The 17,814-nt window shown below is 58.7% G+C and carries 16 protein-coding genes; 11 read left to right on the top strand and 5 right to left on the bottom strand.

The annotated features are described in order from the left end of the window. The first annotated feature begins 21 nt into the window (after nt 1-21). Entirely contained in the window at nt 22-1,065 is a 1,044-nt protein-coding gene (locus tag AUC60_RS28285; protein ID WP_087268603.1) for a methyl-accepting chemotaxis protein, read from the top strand. A 136-nt stretch (nt 1,066-1,201) separates the two neighbouring features. Here AUC60_RS28285 and AUC60_RS14630 read toward each other — a convergent pair whose 3' ends face one another. Then, nucleotides 1,202-2,791: a gamma-glutamyltransferase family protein gene (locus AUC60_RS14630; protein ID WP_087268600.1), complete on the bottom strand. Its 1,590-nt coding sequence runs from the start codon at nt 2,789-2,791 to the stop codon at nt 1,202-1,204. Next, nucleotides 2,792-4,084, bottom strand: a complete 1,293-nt coding sequence (gene oxlT / locus AUC60_RS14625) for an oxalate/formate MFS antiporter (protein ID WP_087268596.1) — start codon at nt 4,082-4,084, stop codon at nt 2,792-2,794. It lies immediately after the preceding gene. Between the two features lie 412 nt (nt 4,085-4,496). On the opposite strand from oxlT, the gene AUC60_RS14620 reads away from it, so the two are divergent. The 10 genes from AUC60_RS14620 (at nt 4,497) to AUC60_RS14575 (ending at nt 15,586) form a co-directional block, all read left to right on the top strand. Then, complete coding sequence (locus AUC60_RS14620; RefSeq protein WP_087268594.1) at nt 4,497-4,958, top strand: Lrp/AsnC family transcriptional regulator; 462 nt, start codon at nt 4,497-4,499, stop codon at nt 4,956-4,958. A gap of 223 nt (nt 4,959-5,181) precedes the next feature. Next, on the top strand, nt 5,182-6,861 hold the full coding sequence (locus tag AUC60_RS14615; protein ID WP_087268591.1) for a flavin monoamine oxidase family protein: 1,680 nt from the start codon (nt 5,182-5,184) through the stop codon (nt 6,859-6,861). Between the two features lie 15 nt (nt 6,862-6,876). Continuing rightward, entirely contained in the window at nt 6,877-7,677 is an 801-nt protein-coding gene (locus AUC60_RS14610) for a carbon-nitrogen hydrolase family protein (protein ID WP_087268588.1), read from the top strand. Nucleotides 7,678-7,898: 221 nt separating this feature from the next. Further along, nucleotides 7,899-10,187 carry a pyrroloquinoline quinone biosynthesis protein PqqF gene (gene pqqF, locus AUC60_RS14605; RefSeq protein ID WP_087268585.1) on the top strand — a complete coding sequence of 763 codons (2,289 nt, stop codon included), beginning with the start codon at nt 7,899-7,901 and terminating at the stop codon, nt 10,185-10,187. Nucleotides 10,188-10,340: 153 nt separating this feature from the next. Beyond that, nucleotides 10,341-10,412, top strand: a complete 72-nt coding sequence (gene pqqA, locus AUC60_RS14600) for a pyrroloquinoline quinone precursor peptide PqqA (protein ID WP_008365141.1) — start codon at nt 10,341-10,343, stop codon at nt 10,410-10,412. 103 nt (nt 10,413-10,515) lie between these two features. Beyond that, nucleotides 10,516-11,427, top strand: coding sequence for a pyrroloquinoline quinone biosynthesis protein PqqB (gene pqqB, locus AUC60_RS14595; RefSeq protein ID WP_087268582.1), 912 nt, complete (start codon nt 10,516-10,518; stop codon nt 11,425-11,427). Between the two features lie 162 nt (nt 11,428-11,589). Further along, complete coding sequence (gene pqqC / locus AUC60_RS14590; protein WP_087268579.1) at nt 11,590-12,345, top strand: pyrroloquinoline-quinone synthase PqqC; 756 nt, start codon at nt 11,590-11,592, stop codon at nt 12,343-12,345. Then, nucleotides 12,342-12,617: a pyrroloquinoline quinone biosynthesis peptide chaperone PqqD gene (gene pqqD, locus AUC60_RS14585; RefSeq protein ID WP_087268576.1), complete on the top strand. Its 276-nt coding sequence runs from the start codon at nt 12,342-12,344 to the stop codon at nt 12,615-12,617. Before pqqC ends, pqqD begins: the two co-directional genes overlap by 4 nt. Beyond that, the gene (gene pqqE / locus AUC60_RS14580; RefSeq protein WP_167384352.1) at nt 12,589-13,776 is read left to right on the top strand and encodes a pyrroloquinoline quinone biosynthesis protein PqqE; all 1,188 of its coding nucleotides are present in this window, start codon (nt 12,589-12,591) and stop codon (nt 13,774-13,776) included. Before pqqD ends, pqqE begins: the two co-directional genes overlap by 29 nt. Further along, entirely contained in the window at nt 13,742-15,586 is a 1,845-nt protein-coding gene (locus AUC60_RS14575) for an alpha/beta hydrolase family protein (RefSeq protein WP_087268569.1), read from the top strand. Before pqqE ends, AUC60_RS14575 begins: the two co-directional genes overlap by 35 nt. Nucleotides 15,587-15,745: 159 nt before the next feature. On the opposite strand, the gene AUC60_RS14570 is transcribed toward AUC60_RS14575, so the two are convergent. From AUC60_RS14570 to AUC60_RS14560, 3 genes are all read right to left on the bottom strand, one after another. Beyond that, nucleotides 15,746-16,375 (bottom strand): glutathione S-transferase, encoded by a 630-nt coding sequence (locus AUC60_RS14570; protein WP_087268566.1) that lies wholly within the window; start codon nt 16,373-16,375, stop codon nt 15,746-15,748. A 66-nt stretch (nt 16,376-16,441) separates the two neighbouring features. Continuing rightward, a complete protein-coding gene (locus AUC60_RS27965; protein ID WP_087268563.1) occupies nt 16,442-16,618 on the bottom strand; it encodes a hypothetical protein in 177 nt (58 codons plus the stop codon). Beyond that, nucleotides 16,615-17,748, bottom strand: a complete 1,134-nt coding sequence (locus AUC60_RS14560; protein ID WP_087268561.1) for a PepSY-associated TM helix domain-containing protein — start codon at nt 17,746-17,748, stop codon at nt 16,615-16,617. The genes AUC60_RS27965 and AUC60_RS14560 overlap by 4 nt, the downstream gene beginning before the upstream one ends. Nucleotides 17,749-17,814 lie beyond the last annotated feature (66 nt).

The raw sequence follows: 17,814 nt of genomic DNA, 5'->3' as shown, positions 1-17,814 counted from the left end.
ACTTTTTGAAGCAGAAAGCACATGATCGAACCCGAACGGATAGTCACTCTCTCCCGAGAAGTGGAAGCGTTAGCGAATCGAGGTGTCAGCGACATACAAATGATCACGCGGCAAACTCGACTCTTGGCGATCAATGCACTGATTGAAGCGGCGCATGCGGGTAAAGCCGGATTGGGATTTTCCGTCGTGGCGGAAGAGGTCAAGGACATATCCGAACGGATTTCGAAAATCGCCAGTGGCCTGACCCAGGATTTGCAGGCATCAGTCAATGAACTGACTGATCTGGGCCGAGGCATGTGCTTTGACGTACGCGGTCAGCGGCTGGCGGATCTGTCGCTGAACATGATCGAGATCATCGACCGCAACCTTTATGAGCGTACGTGCGATGTCCGTTGGTGGGCGACCGATGCTTCGCTGGTCGATGCATTAACCACAACCACGCCGGAAACCAGCGCTCACGCCAGCGGGCGGTTGGGAATCATCCTCGACAGCTACACCGTGTATCTGGATATCTGGGTTGCAGACACCAAAGGACGCGTCATCGCCTCGGGTCGGCCTGACACTTTCGGCAAGGTCATCGGTGCCAACGTGGCAGAGGCACCATGGTTCAAGCAGGCCGTGCGGCACTCATCCGGTGATCAGTATTTTGCCGGGGAAGTGGCGGTGGAACCGTTACTTAAAGGCTCGCAAACCTGCGCATTCAGTGCGGCTGTACGCAGCAAGGCCGGCAAGCAAACGCCGGTAATTGGTGTGATCGGGATTTTCTTCGACTGGAAAAATCAGGCGGACTCGATCATCAACGGCGTGCGCTTGAGTGACGAAGAGCGCGCTCGAAGCCGGGTGATTCTGGTCGACGCCAAGCACAACGTCATCGCCAGCTCCGACGCCCAGAGCCATTTGGGGCAGAACGTTGATTTGCAGATCAAAGCCGGACAGGCCAGCGGTTATAGCACCCAGCCCAACAATGTCATCCAGGGCTACTCGATGACGCCTGGATTCGAGACCTATCCCGGCATGGGCTGGCTGGGTGTGATTGAGCAGCAATTGCCAGCGATAGAGGGGTAGCGCGGCGTAGCTCAAGCGAACTGCCTGAAATGCACTCCTGTAGGAGCTGCCGAAGGCTGCGATTTAATTATCCTGAAACACCGCCTTCGCAGCCTTCGGCAGCTCCTACAGGGGCCGTGTTGTTGCGTGATTACACTCAATACCCCGCCGCCGCCCCATTACTACGCGGATCAAACGCACCTTCGAAAGAACCATTTGGCAAGCGTACTGCCGCTGCCGCATGCCCCATGGTTTCGGTAAAGGGCGCGAGTATCTCGACCTCATGACCGAGGGCTTTCAGTTGTTCGATCACTTCGGGCGCGATACGCGACTCCAGCTTCAACGTGTCGCTGCTGTCGCCCCAGGTTCTGCCCAGCAACCAACGCGGCGCGGTGACGGCCTGCTGCAATGATTGATTGAACACCGCATACCGACTGAACACGGCAGCCTGGGTTTGGGGCTGGCCGTCGCCACCCATGGTGCCGTAAACCAGCGTGCGCCCGTCACTCAACCGCGCCGCCGCAGGGTTCAACGTGTGGAACGGTTTCTTGCCCGGCTTCAGCGCCAACAGATGATCGGGATCGAGACTGAATGAGGCGCCTCGGTTCTGCCAGTTCAGGCCGCTTTCCGGCAACACTACGCCGCTGCCGAACTCGTGATAGATGCTCTGGATAAACGACACCGCCAAGCCATTGTTGTCGATGATGCCCATCCAGATCGTATCGCCCGGCCCCTTGCCCTCGCCCCACGCCGCTGCGTGCTGCGGATCGATTCGCTCGGCCAGAGTGTGCAGGTAATCCGCTTCGAGACAGGCCTGCGGCTCGATGGTCATGTGCTCGGGATCAGTAATGTGTTCATCGCGCACAGCGAAGGCCAGTTTGGTGGCTTCCACCAGCGTGTGAATGTGCTCGGCGCTGTCGGCCGTGCATTGGCTCAGACCGGCATGATTTGCGATGCCGAGGATCAATTGCGACACCAACCCCTGACTTGGGGGCGGCATATTGAACACGGTGCCAGCGCTGTGCTGGAGCGCCAAAGCCCGAACACGCTTGGCGCGATATCCCTCCAGGTCGCTACGCGTGACCGGAGCACCCACCCGCTCTAAATCCTTGGCGATGGAGTCCGCCAGCGAACCGCGATAGAAACTGTCCAGCCCCTCTTCTGCCAGCGTTCGCAGGGTCCCGGCGAGGCGAGTCTGTTTGAACAGGCTGCCCGCTCCGGGCGCTTGTCCGTCGTGCAGAAAGGTTTCGGCAAAGCCCGGAATATCCTGTAATTCAGCCTTCTTGCTGGCGGTTGCCATGTGCTGGGACGGGGTGACCGGGATGCCGGATTGCGCATAGAAAATCGCATCAGCCAACAGCCGGGGCAGTGGCAGACGACCGTCCCTTTCAGCGCTGACTTGCAACGCTTCTTGCCAACCGCCGACAGTACCGGCAACTGTCAGCGCCGCGTCAGGGCCGCGAACCGGGATGCGCGTCATGCCCGCGTAGCGCTCCATCGTCGCAAGGCTGCCGGCCGGGCCGCTCGCATCAATGGCAATTGGCTCGCCTTCGGGTGGGACAATCAACCAGAAGCCATCGCCACCCAAGCTGTTCATGTGCGGATACACCACCGCAATCGTAGCGGCCGCCGCGACCATCGCCTCAATCGCGTTGCCGCCCTCGCGCAATATGGCCAATGCCGATTGAGCAGCAAGGCTATGAGGCGCGACGGCAATGCCACGGGCTGCGAGCGTTGTATTAAGCATTCAGACTCCTTGGTTGACAGGCTGCGGGGCATTCTTCGCCAGCCAGTTGATACGCATGCGTTTGAGGACGAAAAAGGCCAGTGCGGCGGTAATAATGTCGAAGCTGATCGCGACGGCAAACACCGGAACCCAACTGTCGGTGTATTGGTGCAGCAATGCCGCCACCGGACCGCCGAAGATTGAGCCAATGCCCTGCGCCATGTACAAAAAGCCGTAGTTGGTCGTCGCGTTTTTGCTGCCGAAGGTATCCGTCAGCGTCGAAGGGAACAGCGAGAAAATCTCACCCCAACCGAGAAATACCACGCCCGACAGCAGTACGAAAAGCACCGGGTTGTCGATGGTCAGAAACCACAACGTCATAGCGACGCCTTCAAAAAAGAAGGCGAAGGCCATGGTGTTTTCCCGGCCCCAATGATCAGAGATCCAGCCAAACAATGGCCGGGTCAGGCCGTTGCAGATGCGGTCGATGGTCAACGCAAGGGGCAAGGCAGCCATGCCCATGACCATCACGTTGGTCATGCCGAAGTCCTTGGCGAAACTGGCCATCTGCGAGGTGACCATCAAGCCCGAAGTGGACATCATGGTGAACATCGCGAACATCAGCCAGAAAAGCGGTGTTTTAAGCATCTGACGGGGCGCCACATCGGCCACCACTCTGCCCACAATCGGCACAGGCTGTTCGGCAAGTTGCGCGGGCGGTTGACGCAAGAACTGAGAAGCGACAAAACCCACGACGCCGAGGATCAGGCCGAAGGTCATCAGCGTCGACTCCATGCCGACATCCTTGAGGCTGTTGCTGATCGGGAAGGTCGTGAGCATTGCGCCCATGCCATAACCCGCCGCGACAGCACCCGCCGCCAGACCACGACGATCCGGGAACCAGCGCACCATCAAACCGACGATGCCGACATACACGATGCCAGTCCCCAGCCCACCCAGCAGGCCATAACTCAGGTACAACGCCGTCAATGAAGTCGCCTGACTGGCCAGCACCCAACTCAAACCGGATAGCACGCAGCCCGTAGCGATCAACTTGCGCAGACCAAAACGATCAATCAACCAGCCTTGGGCCGGTGAAAAGAATGTCTGCAGAATAATTAACAGGGAGAAAGTTATTTGCACCTGAGCCAGTGAAACACCCAACTTCTGTGTTAATGGGCCGGTGAATAAAGTCCACACATACTGCGGACTGGAAATGGCCATCATACAAACCATGCCGATAACCAGCTGATACCAGCGCGAACTGAAAGCCCCGACAGCTGGCTGCTCTAGCGTAAGCGTCTTGCTGACCATAACGATTCTCACTGTGCAAGTGGGTTATGCGTCTTGTTCAGCAAGTGACATGCCAACTCAACTTGAGCGCTCATGGATATAGATGATGGACTTTATATACGCCAGGCAACGTTATGAAAAACAGTCGCCCGCACTTTAAACTTCCGAGGCAAGAGTCGAAATAACGGCATTAATAGTGTTCAGATTAAATTGAGACATTACTTATTAACGACCTTCACTCTACGCCTACCCTCCGGACTCATCTAACGCTAGCCAGACACAAGACATCGCTTAACGGACACATTGCCTTTTTAGTTCAAGAATCGGCTCATGGCGAGCGCACCAGAATGATTCTTCTTGCTTCGTTTTAGCTCGTGGCAACCCATTGGCAGCCACCACAGGTAATATGCCCGCAGCCTTGAAGGAGAGAAGCTTGTCCACAACCCGCCAGCCCGTCCTCGATGAAATCGACCGCCAGTTGATCGCGGCCCTGCAGCTCAATGCTCGCGAAAGCGTTGCGATGCTCGCACGGCAACTGGGTATCGCCCGCACCACGGTCACGTCCAGGCTGGCACGGCTGGAAAGCGCCAAGGTCATCACCGGCTATGGCGTACGCCTGAGTCAGCGTGTAGTCGACGGCGGTCTGCAGGCGTATGTCGGGATCACCGTGCAACCGCGTTCAGGCAAGGAAGTGCTGCGCCGCCTTAGCAGCCTGGCTCAGGTTCAGCAGCTGTGTGCTGTGAGTGGCGAATTCGATTACGTGGCCTGGCTTCGTACCGACTCCCCCGAGCAACTGGACCAACTGCTGGATTTGATCGGCAGCGTTGATGGCGTCGAGAAAACCACGACCTCAATAATCCTCAGCAGCAAGATTGATCGCGGGCAGCCTGTTTAAAACACCGCGCCCCCTGTAGGAGCTGCCGAAGGCTGCGATGCATTTATCCTGAACACCGCCATCGCAGCCTTCGGCAGCTCCTACAGAAAATGTATTTCAATCCAAATTGACCGATACTTTCGTCATATCGCACAAAATCACTCCATAACGACGACACTTTGCGTCTTATCTACGTTCCTGCGCTTGTCTAGACTGTGCCTTTCGCGTTCCAGCCAGGTCAGTCATGAAAAACAATCGCCATCCCGCAGACGGTAAGAAGCCGATCACTATTTTCGGCCCGGACTTCCCCTTCGCTTTCGACGACTGGATTGAGCATCCCGCCGGGCTGGGCAGTATTCCGGCCGAAAATCACGGTCAGGAAGTGGCGATTGTCGGCGCGGGCATCGCCGGGCTGGTGGCGGCCTATGAACTGATGAAGCTGGGCCTCAAGCCCGTCGTCTACGAGGCATCAAAGATGGGCGGCCGTCTGCGCTCCCAGGCTTTCGAAGGGACGGAAGGCATCATCGCGGAGCTGGGCGGCATGCGTTTTCCGGTGTCCTCCACGGCGTTCTACCACTATGTCGACAAGCTTGGCCTGGAATCGAAGCCCTTTCCAAACCCGCTGACCGCTGCCTCGGGCAGTACCGTTATCGATCTGGAAGGCGTGACCTATTACGCGCAGAAACTCTCGGATCTCCCCGCGATGTTTCAGGAAGTGGCCGACGCCTGGGCCGATGCGCTGGAAGAAGGCTCGGGCTTCAAGGATATTCAGCAAGCGATCCGCGACCGGGATGTGCCGCGCCTCAAAGAGCTATGGAACACCTTGGTGCCGTTGTGGGATGACCGCACGTTCTATGATTTCGTCGCCACCTCCAAAGCGTTCGCCAAGCTGTCGTTCTACCACCGCGAAGTTTTCGGCCAGGTCGGTTTCGGCACCGGCGGCTGGGATTCGGATTTCCCCAACTCGATGCTGGAAATTTTTCGCGTGGTCATGACCAACTGCGACGACCACCAGCACCTGATCGTTGGTGGCGTCGAGCAAGTGCCGCTGGGCATCTGGCGGCATGTTCCGGAGCGCTGTGCCCACTGGCCTGAAGGCACCAGCCTTGCCTCATTGCACCATGGCGCGCCACGTACCGGCGTAAAGCGAATTGCCCGCGCCGAAGACGGTCTGCTGGCCGTCACGGATAACTGGGGCGATACCCGCCACTATGCTGCCGTGCTGACCACCTGCCAGAGCTGGTTGTTGACCACCCAGATCGAGTGCGAAGAGTCGTTGTTCTCGCAAAAAATGTGGATGGCGCTGGACCGTACGCGCTACATGCAATCGTCGAAAACTTTCGTGATGGTCGACCGTCCATTCTGGAAAGACAAAGACCCCGAGACCGGCCGCGACCTGATGAGCATGACCCTCACGGACCGCCTGACCCGCGGCACTTACCTGTTCGATAACGGCGACGACAAGCCCGGCGTGATCTGCCTGTCTTACTCGTGGATGAGCGACGCGCTGAAGATGTTGCCGCAGCCCATCGAGAAACGGGTCAAACTGGCACTCGATGCGCTGAAGAAGATCTACCCTAAAGTCGACATCGCGGCGCGGATCATTGGCGACCCGATAACCGTTTCCTGGGAAGCGGACCCGCATTTCCTCGGTGCCTTTAAGGGTGCATTGCCAGGGCATTACCGCTATAACCAGCGGATGTACGCGCACTTCATGCAGCAAGACATGCCCGTCGAGCAGCGCGGCATGTTTATCGCTGGAGACGACGTCTCCTGGACACCCGCCTGGGTCGAAGGCGCAGTTCAGACCTCACTGAACGCAGTGTGGGGCATCATGACCCACTTCGGCGGCAAGACCCACGCCGACAACCCTGGCCCCGGTGATGTGTTCCACGAGATTGGTCCCATCACCCTGACCGACTGAACAAAAGGCTGAATCATGCGCATCGCCCTGTACCAATGCCCGCCCCTGCCACTGGATATCGGCGGCAACCTGCAACGGCTGGATGATAAGGCGCGAGAGGCGGCAGCGCTCGGTGCGGAGCTGCTGGTTTGCCCGGAAATGTTCCTTACCGGCTACAACATCGGTGCCGAGGCGGCGCGTACATTGGCGCAACCCAGTGATGGCTTCGCCGCGGGGGATATCGCCGCGATCGCCAAGGGTTACGGCATCGCGATCCTCTATGGATACCCGGAGTTGGGCGTCGACGATCTGATCTACAACTCAGTGCAGCTGATCGACGGCCACGGCAAAACCCTTTGCAACTATCGCAAGACGCACCTGTACGGCGAACTGGACAAGGCGATGTTCAGCCCGGGCGAGGACCGCTTCCCGATTGTGGAATTAAACGGTTGGCGGCTGGGCTTTCTGATCTGCTACGACGTTGAGTTTCCAGAGAACACCCGACGACTGGCGCTGGAAGGTGCCGAGTTGATTCTGGTGCCGACGGCTAACATGGCGCCTTATGACTTTGTCGCCGAAGTGACCGTTCGCGCCCGAGCTTACGAGAATCAGTGCTACGTGGTTTACGCCAACTATTGCGGCAGCGAAGACGACATCCATTACTGCGGCCTGAGCAGCCTCTGCGCCCCTGACGGCAGCCGCCTGGCCGTGGCACAACAGGATGAAGTGCTGATCTGGGGCACGCTGGACCGAGAGTTGATGGAGCAGTCGCGGTCGATCAATACCTACTTCAATGATCGGCGGCCGGGGTTGTATGTGGGGTTGGGTCAGGGTTGAACTGTAGCCTCTAACGATTTACAAATCACTGAATTGAAATGCACTTTCTGTAGGAGCTCACGAGCACCGCGAGGCCGCGATGGCGTCTTGTCTGATATACCGCCATCGCGGCCTCGCGGTGCTCGTGCGCTCCTACAGGTCTATGGTTTACCGCGAAGCCGCGCGGTGCCATGCACAACCAATTCCGCTAGCATGCCCTGATCACGCCACCCGGAACGCCCATGCCTGCCTCCCCCGCCACCGAACATCTGACGCTCGCCAACGGCCTGAATGTCGTGTTGTGCCATGCGCCGCGGCTCAAGCGCTGCGCCGCTTCGTTGCGGGTTGCGGCGGGTAGTCATGATGTGTCGGCGGCATGGCCGGGGCTTGCGCATTTTCTGGAGCATCTGTTCTTCCTCGGCACCGATCGGTTTGCCGGGGATGAAAAGCTAATGACTTTCGTCCAGCGTCATGGCGGGCAGATCAACGCCAGCACCCGCGAGCGAACCACTGATTTCTTTTTCGAGCTCCCCGAACCGGTCTTTGCTCAGGGATTGGAACGTCTCTGCGACATGCTCGCTCACCCGCGCATGACGCTGGCCGACCAACTGCGCGAGCGGGAAGTCCTGCATGCCGAGTTCATCGCCTGGTCTCGAGACGCCACTGCGCGCCAGCACATACAGATGCTGGAAGGCATCTCTGCCCGCCATCCCCTACGCGCATTTCACGCAGGCAACCGCTACAGCTTGCCGGTGCCACGTCCGGCGTTTCAGCAGGCGTTACAGGCTTTCTATCAGCGGTTTTATCAGGCCGGGCAAATGACCTTGTGCCTGGCGGGACCGCAGTCAATGGACGAGCTAAAACAGCTGGCGACGCGTTATGGCGCAGGGCTGGTCAGTGGCGTGAAGGTCACGCAAGCACACCCGCCTAAGCTGGTGGATGACGAGCGTCGAATACTCGTCAGCCCCGATCAGCAACTGCTGCTGGTCTGTGAGGATTTGCCTGAGGGAGCGGATGAAGCTGCCGCGTTTTTGTGTCATTGCCTGAATGGCAGTCGAGCGGAGGGGGTGGTTGAGGCGTTAAAGGCGGAGGTGGTTTATGAGTTTGCTGGTCAGATTTTGATCAAAGTCGACACCATCGCGAGCAAGCTCACTCCTACAGGAAATGGTGATTCATCTGTAGGAGTGAGCTTGCTCGCGATGGCGTCAACGCTGATTCTGGATTGGATCTGCGCTTTCAAAACCCATTGGTCATCCCTGCGCGACGACTACAACCGCCTTCAGCAACGGCACCTGGATGTCAGCTCCCCTCTTGAGCTAGCGCACTACCACGCCCGCAACCTGCCAAAAGGCCTGTCCAAGAAAGGCTGTACAGCGCTGATCGCTTTGCTGGAGCAGATTCAACCGAACACACGACCTCCAGAAACCCATTGGCAGTTCCCGAAACCCAACCCATTCCTGAACGTACCGAGCAATGGCCACGAAGGCGCGCTTTACCTGCGCTGGTTACTGCCCGCCCCACAGCCGACGCTGTGGCGGATGTTTGATCAAAGCCTGAAGGCTCTCGCTCGAGATGCCAAGCAATCAGGCGTCAGTCTTGAGCTCAGTGCTTACGGCCGTTACTGGCAACTCAAGCTGACCGGCCTAGACGCTCCCATGCCGGATATCCTGAAGCATGCGTTACAACGGCTGAGCGCTCCGGACGATTCGGCACTGGCGTACCTGAGCCAGCCGAGCGATGAACCCGCTCTGATTCCCATTCGACAGTTGCTCAAAGCGCTGCCCGATTGCTTTCTGAACGCAGCCCCCGCCTGTGAAACCACCGATGTTCAAGCTTTCTGGCCAGCGACGCAGTGGATCAGCTTCACCTCAGGCCTTGCACAGGAAACGATCCACGCGCTGAACACCGTATTACTCAGTACGCCGGGCCAGCGCGACGAGCAAACACTGCAAGCGCCAGCACTGGCACCCGGTAAACATTGGCAAGCCGCCGCGCCACACGCCTCGGAAGCCGCCGTGCTGCTGTTCTGCCCCGCGCCCTCTTCGTCCATCGTCGACGAAGCCGCCTGGCGATTATTGGCGCATCTGGCACAAGGCCCGTTCTACCAGCGCCTAAGGGTCGAGCTGCAACTGGGTTATGCGGTATTCAGCGGCCTGCGACAGATCGCCGGACGAACGGGAATACTTTTCGGCGCCCAGTCACCTAACGCCTCGGTGCCGCAGTTGGTCGAGCACATTGAACAATTCCTGAACGATCTACCGCGCTGGATAAACGAAGTGGATATGGCCGCTCAAACTGACGCCCTTATCGCACAACTGGACATCAACGCCATGGAAGCCCCGCAAGCCGCAGAGCTACGCTGGCAGGCGCATCTGGCGGGCCGCGACGAACGATTTATGTCGGCGCTGCATGAAACATTAAGAAACCTCGGCAGGCACACTGTGTTGCAGGCCGCTGCTAGCCTTCAGCATGCAATCGGCGGCTGGCTCTGCCTGACCAACAGCCCGAAAAAACCATGGCACGCCGCGTGATCGTTACCAAAGCTGCAAAAGCTTTGTTCACTAATCCGACAGCCAGAATTTGTTAAATTAAGTAACATAGCTTCCTAACCATCGAACGTATGCCGTCGCAGGTGTACTAACGATTTACCACCCACCGCTGCAATCACCCAGAAGGAGTCTTTTATGTGGACTAAACCTGCTTACACTGATCTGCGTATCGGTTTCGAAGTCACCATGTACTTCGCTAGCCGTTGATTACAACGCGGTGCAAAGCCTCGGTTCGCCGGGGCTTTTTTTATTGGTGAGCTGTTTTTTCTTTTTAGATCCTCCTTTCCATGCCTCGCCCCAGGGAGCTGACATGTACATCCAGATTCTAGGTTCCGCTGCTGGCGGCGGTTTTCCGCAGTGGAACTGCAATTGCGCGAACTGCGCCGGTTTTCGCGACGGTAGCCTGCGGGCTCATGCCCGGACCCAATCGTCCATCGCGCTCTCTGACGATGGCATCAACTGGGTGTTGTGCAACGCCTCTCCAGACATTCGCGCACAGCTTGCTGGCTTTGGTCCTATGCAACCGGGCCGCGCCCTGCGGGACACCGGGATCAGCGCAATCATCCTGATGGACAGCCAGATCGACCACACCACCGGCCTGCTCAGCTTGCGCGAAGGTTGCCCGCATCAGGTCTGGTGTACCGACATGGTTCACGAAGACCTGAGCACTGGCTTCCCGTTGTTCAACATGCTCAAGCACTGGAACGGCGGTCTGATCTGGAACCGGATCGAGCTGGAAGGCAGTTTCGTGATTCCTGCATGCCCTAACCTGCGCTTCACGCCATTCCCGCTGCGCAGCGCCGCGCCGCCCTATTCGCCGCATCGCTTCGATCCGCATCCGGGTGACAACATCGGCCTGATGGTTGAAGACCTCAAGACCGGCGGCAAGCTGTTCTATGCGCCGGGGCTGGGCAAGGTTGATGATGCGCTGATGGAAAAAATGGTCGCCGCTGACTGCTTGCTGGTGGACGGCACGATGTGGGACGACGATGAGATGCAGCGTCGTGGCGTCGGTACGCGAACGGGTACTGAAATGGGCCATCTGGCACAAAACGGCCCTGGCGGCATGCTTGAAGTGCTGGAGCATCTGCCGAAACAGCGCAAGGTGCTTATCCACATCAATAACACTAACCCGATCCTCGACGAAGACTCGCCCGAGCGCGCGGAGCTTGCTCGGCGTAACGTTGAAGTGGCGTTTGATGGGATGAGTATTGAGTTGTAAGAGCTTTGAATACTGACCTGTGGGAGCGGTGCTTGGTCTGGGCGGCATTCCGACGATAAAGACACCTCGATTAAAGTGAACCGCGTCCAGCCTTATCGCGGGCAAGCACCGCTCCCACAGGTCGAGTCATTCAGAAAGAGATGTATTGTTACAGGAGCCAAAATGAGCGAAGCAACGCCGCTGTCCCCCGCTGAATTCGAACAGGCTTTGCGTGCCAAAGGCGCGTACTACCACATCCATCACCCGTACCACGTGGCGATGTATGAAGGCCGTGCGACCCGCGAACAGATTCAGGGCTGGGTCGCCAACCGTTTTTACTACCAGGTCAACATCCCGCTCAAGGATGCCGCCATTCTTGCCAACTGCCCGGACCGTGAAATTCGTCGTGAGTGGATTCAGCGCCTGCTGGATCACGACGGTGCGCCCGGCGAAGACGGTGGCATTGAAGCCTGGTTGCGTTTGGGCCAGGCCGTTGGCCTGGACCCGGATCAGTTGCGCTCCCAGGAACTGGTCCTGCCCGGCGTACGTTTCGCCGTAGACGCCTACGTCAACTTTGCTCGCCGCGCCAACTGGCAGGAAGCCGCCAGCAGCTCGCTAACAGAGCTGTTCGCCCCGCAGATCCACCAGTCACGTCTGGACAGCTGGCCGCAGCATTACCCGTGGATCGATCCAGCCGGCTACGAGTATTTCCGTACCCGGCTGAGCCAGGCGCGTCGCGATGTGGAGCACGGCCTGACCATCACCCTGCAGCACTACACGACTTATGAAGGCCAGCAGCGCATGCTGGAAATCCTGCAGTTCAAACTCGACATTTTGTGGAGCATGCTGGACGCCATGAGCATGGCCTACGAGCTGAACCGCCCGCCTTATCACAGCGTGACCGACCAACGGGTCTGGCATAAGGGGATTGCCCTATGAGCTTTGATCGACAACAAGTCCCAAGCTGGCGTCGGGGCTACCGCTACCAGTTTGAACCGGCGCAAAACGGCCACGTGCTGCTCTACCCGGAAGGCATGATTAAACTCAATGAAAGTGCCAGCGCGATTGGTGGCCTGATCGATGGCCAGCGCAATGTGGCGGCCATCATTGAAGCCCTGAACCAGCAGTTTCCGGGCTTTCCCGAGCTCGGCAGCGATGTCGAGCAATTCATGGAGGTCGCCCGTGGCGAACACTGGATCGAACTTGCCTGAGTCGACCCCGGTCGAGTCAGCCATCAAGATTCCGCCCAAGCCCGCGGTCGGTCTGCCGCTTTGGCTGCTGGCCGAACTGACCTATCGCTGCCCGCTGCAATGCCCGTATTGCTCGAACCCATTGGACTTCGCCAAGCAAGGTCAGGAGCTGACCACCGAGCAATGGTTCAAGGTCATGGCCGAAGCGCGGCAGATGGGGGCGGCGCAGATTGGCTTCTCAGGCGGCGAACCGCTGGTGCGTCAGGATCTGGCTGAGCTTATCCGCGAAGCCCGGCGGCTCGGTTACTACACCAACCTGATTACCTCGGGTATTGGTCTGACCGAACAGAAGATCATCGACTTCAAGGACGCCGGGCTCGACCACATCCAGATCAGTTTCCAGGCCAGCGATGAGCAAGTGAACAACATGCTCGCAGGCTCGAAAAAAGCTTTTGCGCAAAAGCTGGAAATGGCTCGTGCGGTCAAGAAGCACGGCTACCCGATGGTGCTGAATTTCGTCACCCACCGGCACAACATCGACAAGATCGATAAAATTATCGAGCTGTGCATCGCCCTCGAAGCGGACTTCGTCGAGCTGGCGACCTGTCAGTTCTACGGCTGGGCGCACCTGAACCGCCAAGGCTTACTGCCCACCAAGGATCAACTGGTTCGTGCCGAGCGTGTCACCAATGAATACCGCGACAAGCTCGCCGCCGAAAACCATCCCTGCAAACTGATCTTCGTCACCCCGGATTACTACGAGGAACGTCCCAAAGCCTGCATGAACGGCTGGGGCAATATCTTCCTCACCGTGACCCCGGATGGCACCGCCCTGCCGTGCCATGGTGCGCGGCAAATGCCGGTGCAGTTCCCCAACGTTCGCGACCATACGATGCAGCACATCTGGTACGACTCGTTCGGTTTCAACCGTTTCCGTGGTTACGACTGGATGCCTGAACCGTGCCGCTCCTGCGATGAAAAAGAAAAGGATTTCGGCGGCTGCCGTTGTCAGGCATTCATGCTCACCGGCGACGCCGCCAATGCCGATCCGGTGTGCAGTAAATCGCCTCATCACGGGATGATTGTGCAGGCTCGAAAAGAAGCCGAATATGCTACCCAAACAATTGAGCAGCTGGCCTTTCGCAATGACAGAAACTCGCGCCTCATCGCCAAATCCTGACACGTTCACCGCAGCCCAGGCGGTCGCCGCCGGAGTCGACTTCGCCGAGCTGGCAGTCAACCCGCTGGGCTTGTTCTGGAATGAATACCGGCCTGAGGATGGCGCGAGCCGCATCTGGCGCTGGTTTGAGGGCAATAAAACCTGCCTGACACCCGATGGCTTCAGCGTGCGCAGCCGAGTGTATGAATACGGCGGTGGCTCGTTCTGCCTGACTGACGATGCGTTGGTGTTCGTCAACGAAAGCGATCAGCAGCTCTATCGCCAGCCCTTGGTGTTTGATGAGTTCGAAGGCGAGGGTCTGCCTGAAGCCATCACCACCGGCAAGAAACGCTACGGTGACCTGGTGTTCGCCAGCGGGCAGATTCTTGCTGTTGAAGAAGATAAGGACATCCACCAACTGGTCAGCATTGACGTCGCCAATGGCAAGCGTCTGGTACTGGCGCGTGGGGCGGATTTCTATGCGTCGCCGACCCTCAGCCCTGACGGTCAGCGTCTGGCCTGGATTGAATGGCAGAAGCCGCACCAGCCCTGGACCAGCACGTTGTTGATGAGCAGCAAGCGTCAGGCGGCGGGCGGTTGGTCCGAGCCACGCTGTCTGGCGGGCGACCGGGATGAGGAGTCCATTCAGCAAGCGCGTTTTGACGCCACGGGACGTTTGTATTGTCTGAGCGATCAAGGCGGTTTCTGGCAGCCTTGTGTGGAAGGCTCATTCGGCCTGACCCACCTCAAGGCGTCCGACGCCGATCATGCGCCAGCGCCGTGGCAGCTAGGCGGTCGCAGTTGGTTGCCGCTGCCCCACGGTGCCTACCTTGGCACTTGGTCCGAGAATGGAACCGGAGTGTTGGGAATGCGCGACTCCCACGGCACGCTGGAGGACTTCAGCGGTGAGTACAGCCGCTTCCGCAGCCTGGCGCTGGATGATCAATACGTCTATTGCATCGCGGCCTCAGCGACCAGCCCTTCCGCGGTGCTGGCGATCAGTCGCAAAGATCATAGCGTTCAGGTCCTGGCCGGTGGTGTTGCCCCCCTGCCGGCCGAACAGATCAGCCGTCCGCAAGCCCTGAGCTACAAGAGTGGCGACGGTGAAGCTCACGGTTATTTCTATCCGGCCATGAATGCTGTCGGCGCGCCGCCGCTGGTGGTGTTTGTCCACGGCGGACCGACCTCGGCCTGCTACCCGGTGCTTGATCCGAAAATCCAGTACTGGACCCAGCGCGGCTTTGCCGTGGCGGACCTCAACTATCGCGGCAGCACCGGTTACGGCCGGGAATATCGCCAGAGCCTGCACCTGAACTGGGGTGTGGCCGATGTGGAAGATGCCTGCGCGGTGGTTGCTCACCTGGCGGGACGTGGACTGATCAATCCGGATCAAGCGTTTATCCGCGGCGGCAGTGCCGGGGGTTATACGACCCTGTGCGCGCTGGCGTTCAAGAAAGTCTTCCGCGCCGGTGCCAGCCTGTATGGCGTCAGCGATCCACTGGCGCTGGCCAAAGCCACGCATAAATTCGAAAGCGATTATCTGGATTGGCTGATCGGCGATCCGGAAGAGGACATCGACCGCTATCACGCTCGCACGCCGCTGCTACATGCCGCCGAGATTCAGGTGCCGGTGATTTTCTTCCAGGGCGAGCTCGACGCCGTGGTCGTCCCTGAACAAACCCGCGCCATGCTGATGGCCCTGAAATCCCGAGGCGTTGTGGCTGAAGGGCATTTTTACGCCGACGAACACCACGGCTTCCGCAAGGCGATCAACCAGGCAGATGCATTGACGAAGGAGTGGGCGTTTTATCGCAAGGTGATTGATGGGTGATCAACGCTGATTGACTCACCTGACTCTGGCATCGCGGTGTACCTGCAGGAGCTCACCGAGGTTACGAGGCCAGCGATAGTGGAGTGGCAGAAATACCGCTATCGCTGGCCTCGTAACCTCGGTGAGCTCCTACAGATTGGGGTCAACTTATCGGTTCCTTCAAACCGAAGGCTGGGTCGCCTGCATCGACGGTCTCTGGCTGACTTCAAAGTACCAGTTGGCCAAACGCGGATAGCGGCTGCGCCAAGCCAGGTCCGGCTGGCGGAAGTCGATGTAACCTAGCGCCGCGGCGACGCTGATGGATGCCACGTCAAAAGAGGTGCTGAGTTCAGTTATCGCTTCCTGCTCGAAATAGCTGAGGCTGCGCTCGATCTTCTCTTGCTGATTATCAAGCCAGACGTCCCAGTGCTTTTCCGCCGGGCGTAACGCTTGCTCGTACCGAATCAGTAACGCAGCATCCATCAAAGCGTCGGCCAGCGAAGCGAGGGTCAGACGCCGCCAGCGCGACGACCCTTCACGAGGGATCAACGGATTGCCTACATGCTGGTGATCGAGGTAATCGAGAATGACCCGGCTGTCGTGGATGACGTTGCCATCAGCCAGTCTTAACGCCGGTATCTTGCCCGCCGGATTGTCGTTATTCAGCTCTTCAACCGGGGCGACGGGCGTCAGAAGAGTCGGTTGCAGCGTCACCCGGCTCAGTTGTCCGGTTTCATGCAGTACAAGCATCACCTTGCGGGCAAACGGCGAAGCAGCGTTGTAGTACAACGTCATGGTCGGCGCGGACATGGATGTTCCTCGAATAAGACAGTCCATCAGACTAGCCAGCGCCACAGCGGTCCGCAATATTTGCTTTCAGGACTTGCGAGCCAGCAAGCCTCTGATGCTGAACGCTGCGGCTACGCCCATGCCCAGCCAGGCCAGTGCATCCCACCAGCCATCCCCCAACAACGCAGCAAAAAGCCCCAGCCCGGTCAGCAAGGCAATGACTCCCGGCGCGGCAAAGGTCTTCCAGAATGTGGAACGCTTCATTGCAGCGTCTCTTGTGGCAGCGCATCGACTGGCCGTGCCGCCCTTCTGCGTACCCACCAAAGATACAGCCCGCTGGACAGGACAATGATCGTCAGCACATCGAGCACCGCCCACAGCACTTTCATCGGCATGCCGCCGTAATCACCAAAGTGCAGCGGCTGGGACATGCCCAACGCATCCATATACCAAGGCCGCTCGACCACCGCCGTAACGTCCAGGGTTTGCGCATCGATCAGCACCGGCGTCATCAAGTGCGCCGTCAGATGCGTATTCCCTTTCATGAACACCCCATAGTGGTGCTCGCTGGAGAAGCGCGTTCCGGGGAAGGCAATGAAGTCGATCTGCATACCGGGCGCTGCGGATTCGGCGATCTCCCCCAGACGCGTTGCGGGGGCAAGTTGAGTCAGCGGCGGCGCACCGCGATAAGGTTCGATCATGGCGGCCAGCGTGTCGTTGCGCCACGAGGCGATCAACAGGTCGGCGCAGGCACTGATGACTCCGGTCACGCCCACCACCAATGCCCAGGTCAGGGTGACGACGCCGATCAGGTTGTGCAGATCAAGCCAGCGCATGCGCATTGATTTTTCGACGCGCACGGTGGCGAATTTGAGTTTGCGCATGAACGGCGCGTAAAGCACCGTCCCGGAAACAATCGCCAACACGAACATCAGCCCCATGAACGCCAGCAGTAACTTGCCGGGCAGCTCCGCGTACATGTCCACATGCAGACGCAACATGACCATCATGAAACCGCCATTGGCAGATGGCGTCTCCAGGGCTTCGCCGGTGCGTGAATCGAGCATGAACGAGTGTGAATCGTTGGGCTCTGTCCCAGCCGTTTTGGCCATGATCGCCCACACACCGTTCGGGTCGTCGTCCTCCCAACCGAAATACTGCATGACCTCGCCCGGACGATGGGCCTCGGCAGCCACGACCAGTTGCTGCAGATTCAGGTGCGGTGTGTCGGCCGGCATTTCCTTGAATTCCGGCGAATTGCCCAGCAGGTGATCGATTTCATGGCTGAATACCAAAGGCAGCCCGGTCAGCGCCAGCATCAACAGAAACAGGGTGCAGATCAGGCTCGTCCAGGTATGGATAAAGGACCAGCGGCGCACGGTTTGGCTTTTCATGCTCTTCTTCTCGAAAACCTTAATCCAAAACAAAAAGGCCGCTGATCAGCAGCGGCCCTTCAAGGC

The organism is Pseudomonas caspiana, from assembly GCF_002158995.1.
Lineage (GTDB): Bacteria > Pseudomonadota > Gammaproteobacteria > Pseudomonadales > Pseudomonadaceae > Aquipseudomonas > Aquipseudomonas caspiana.
Note: the sequence above shows the minus strand (reverse complement) of the source record. Positions and strands in the feature narration are given on the sequence as shown.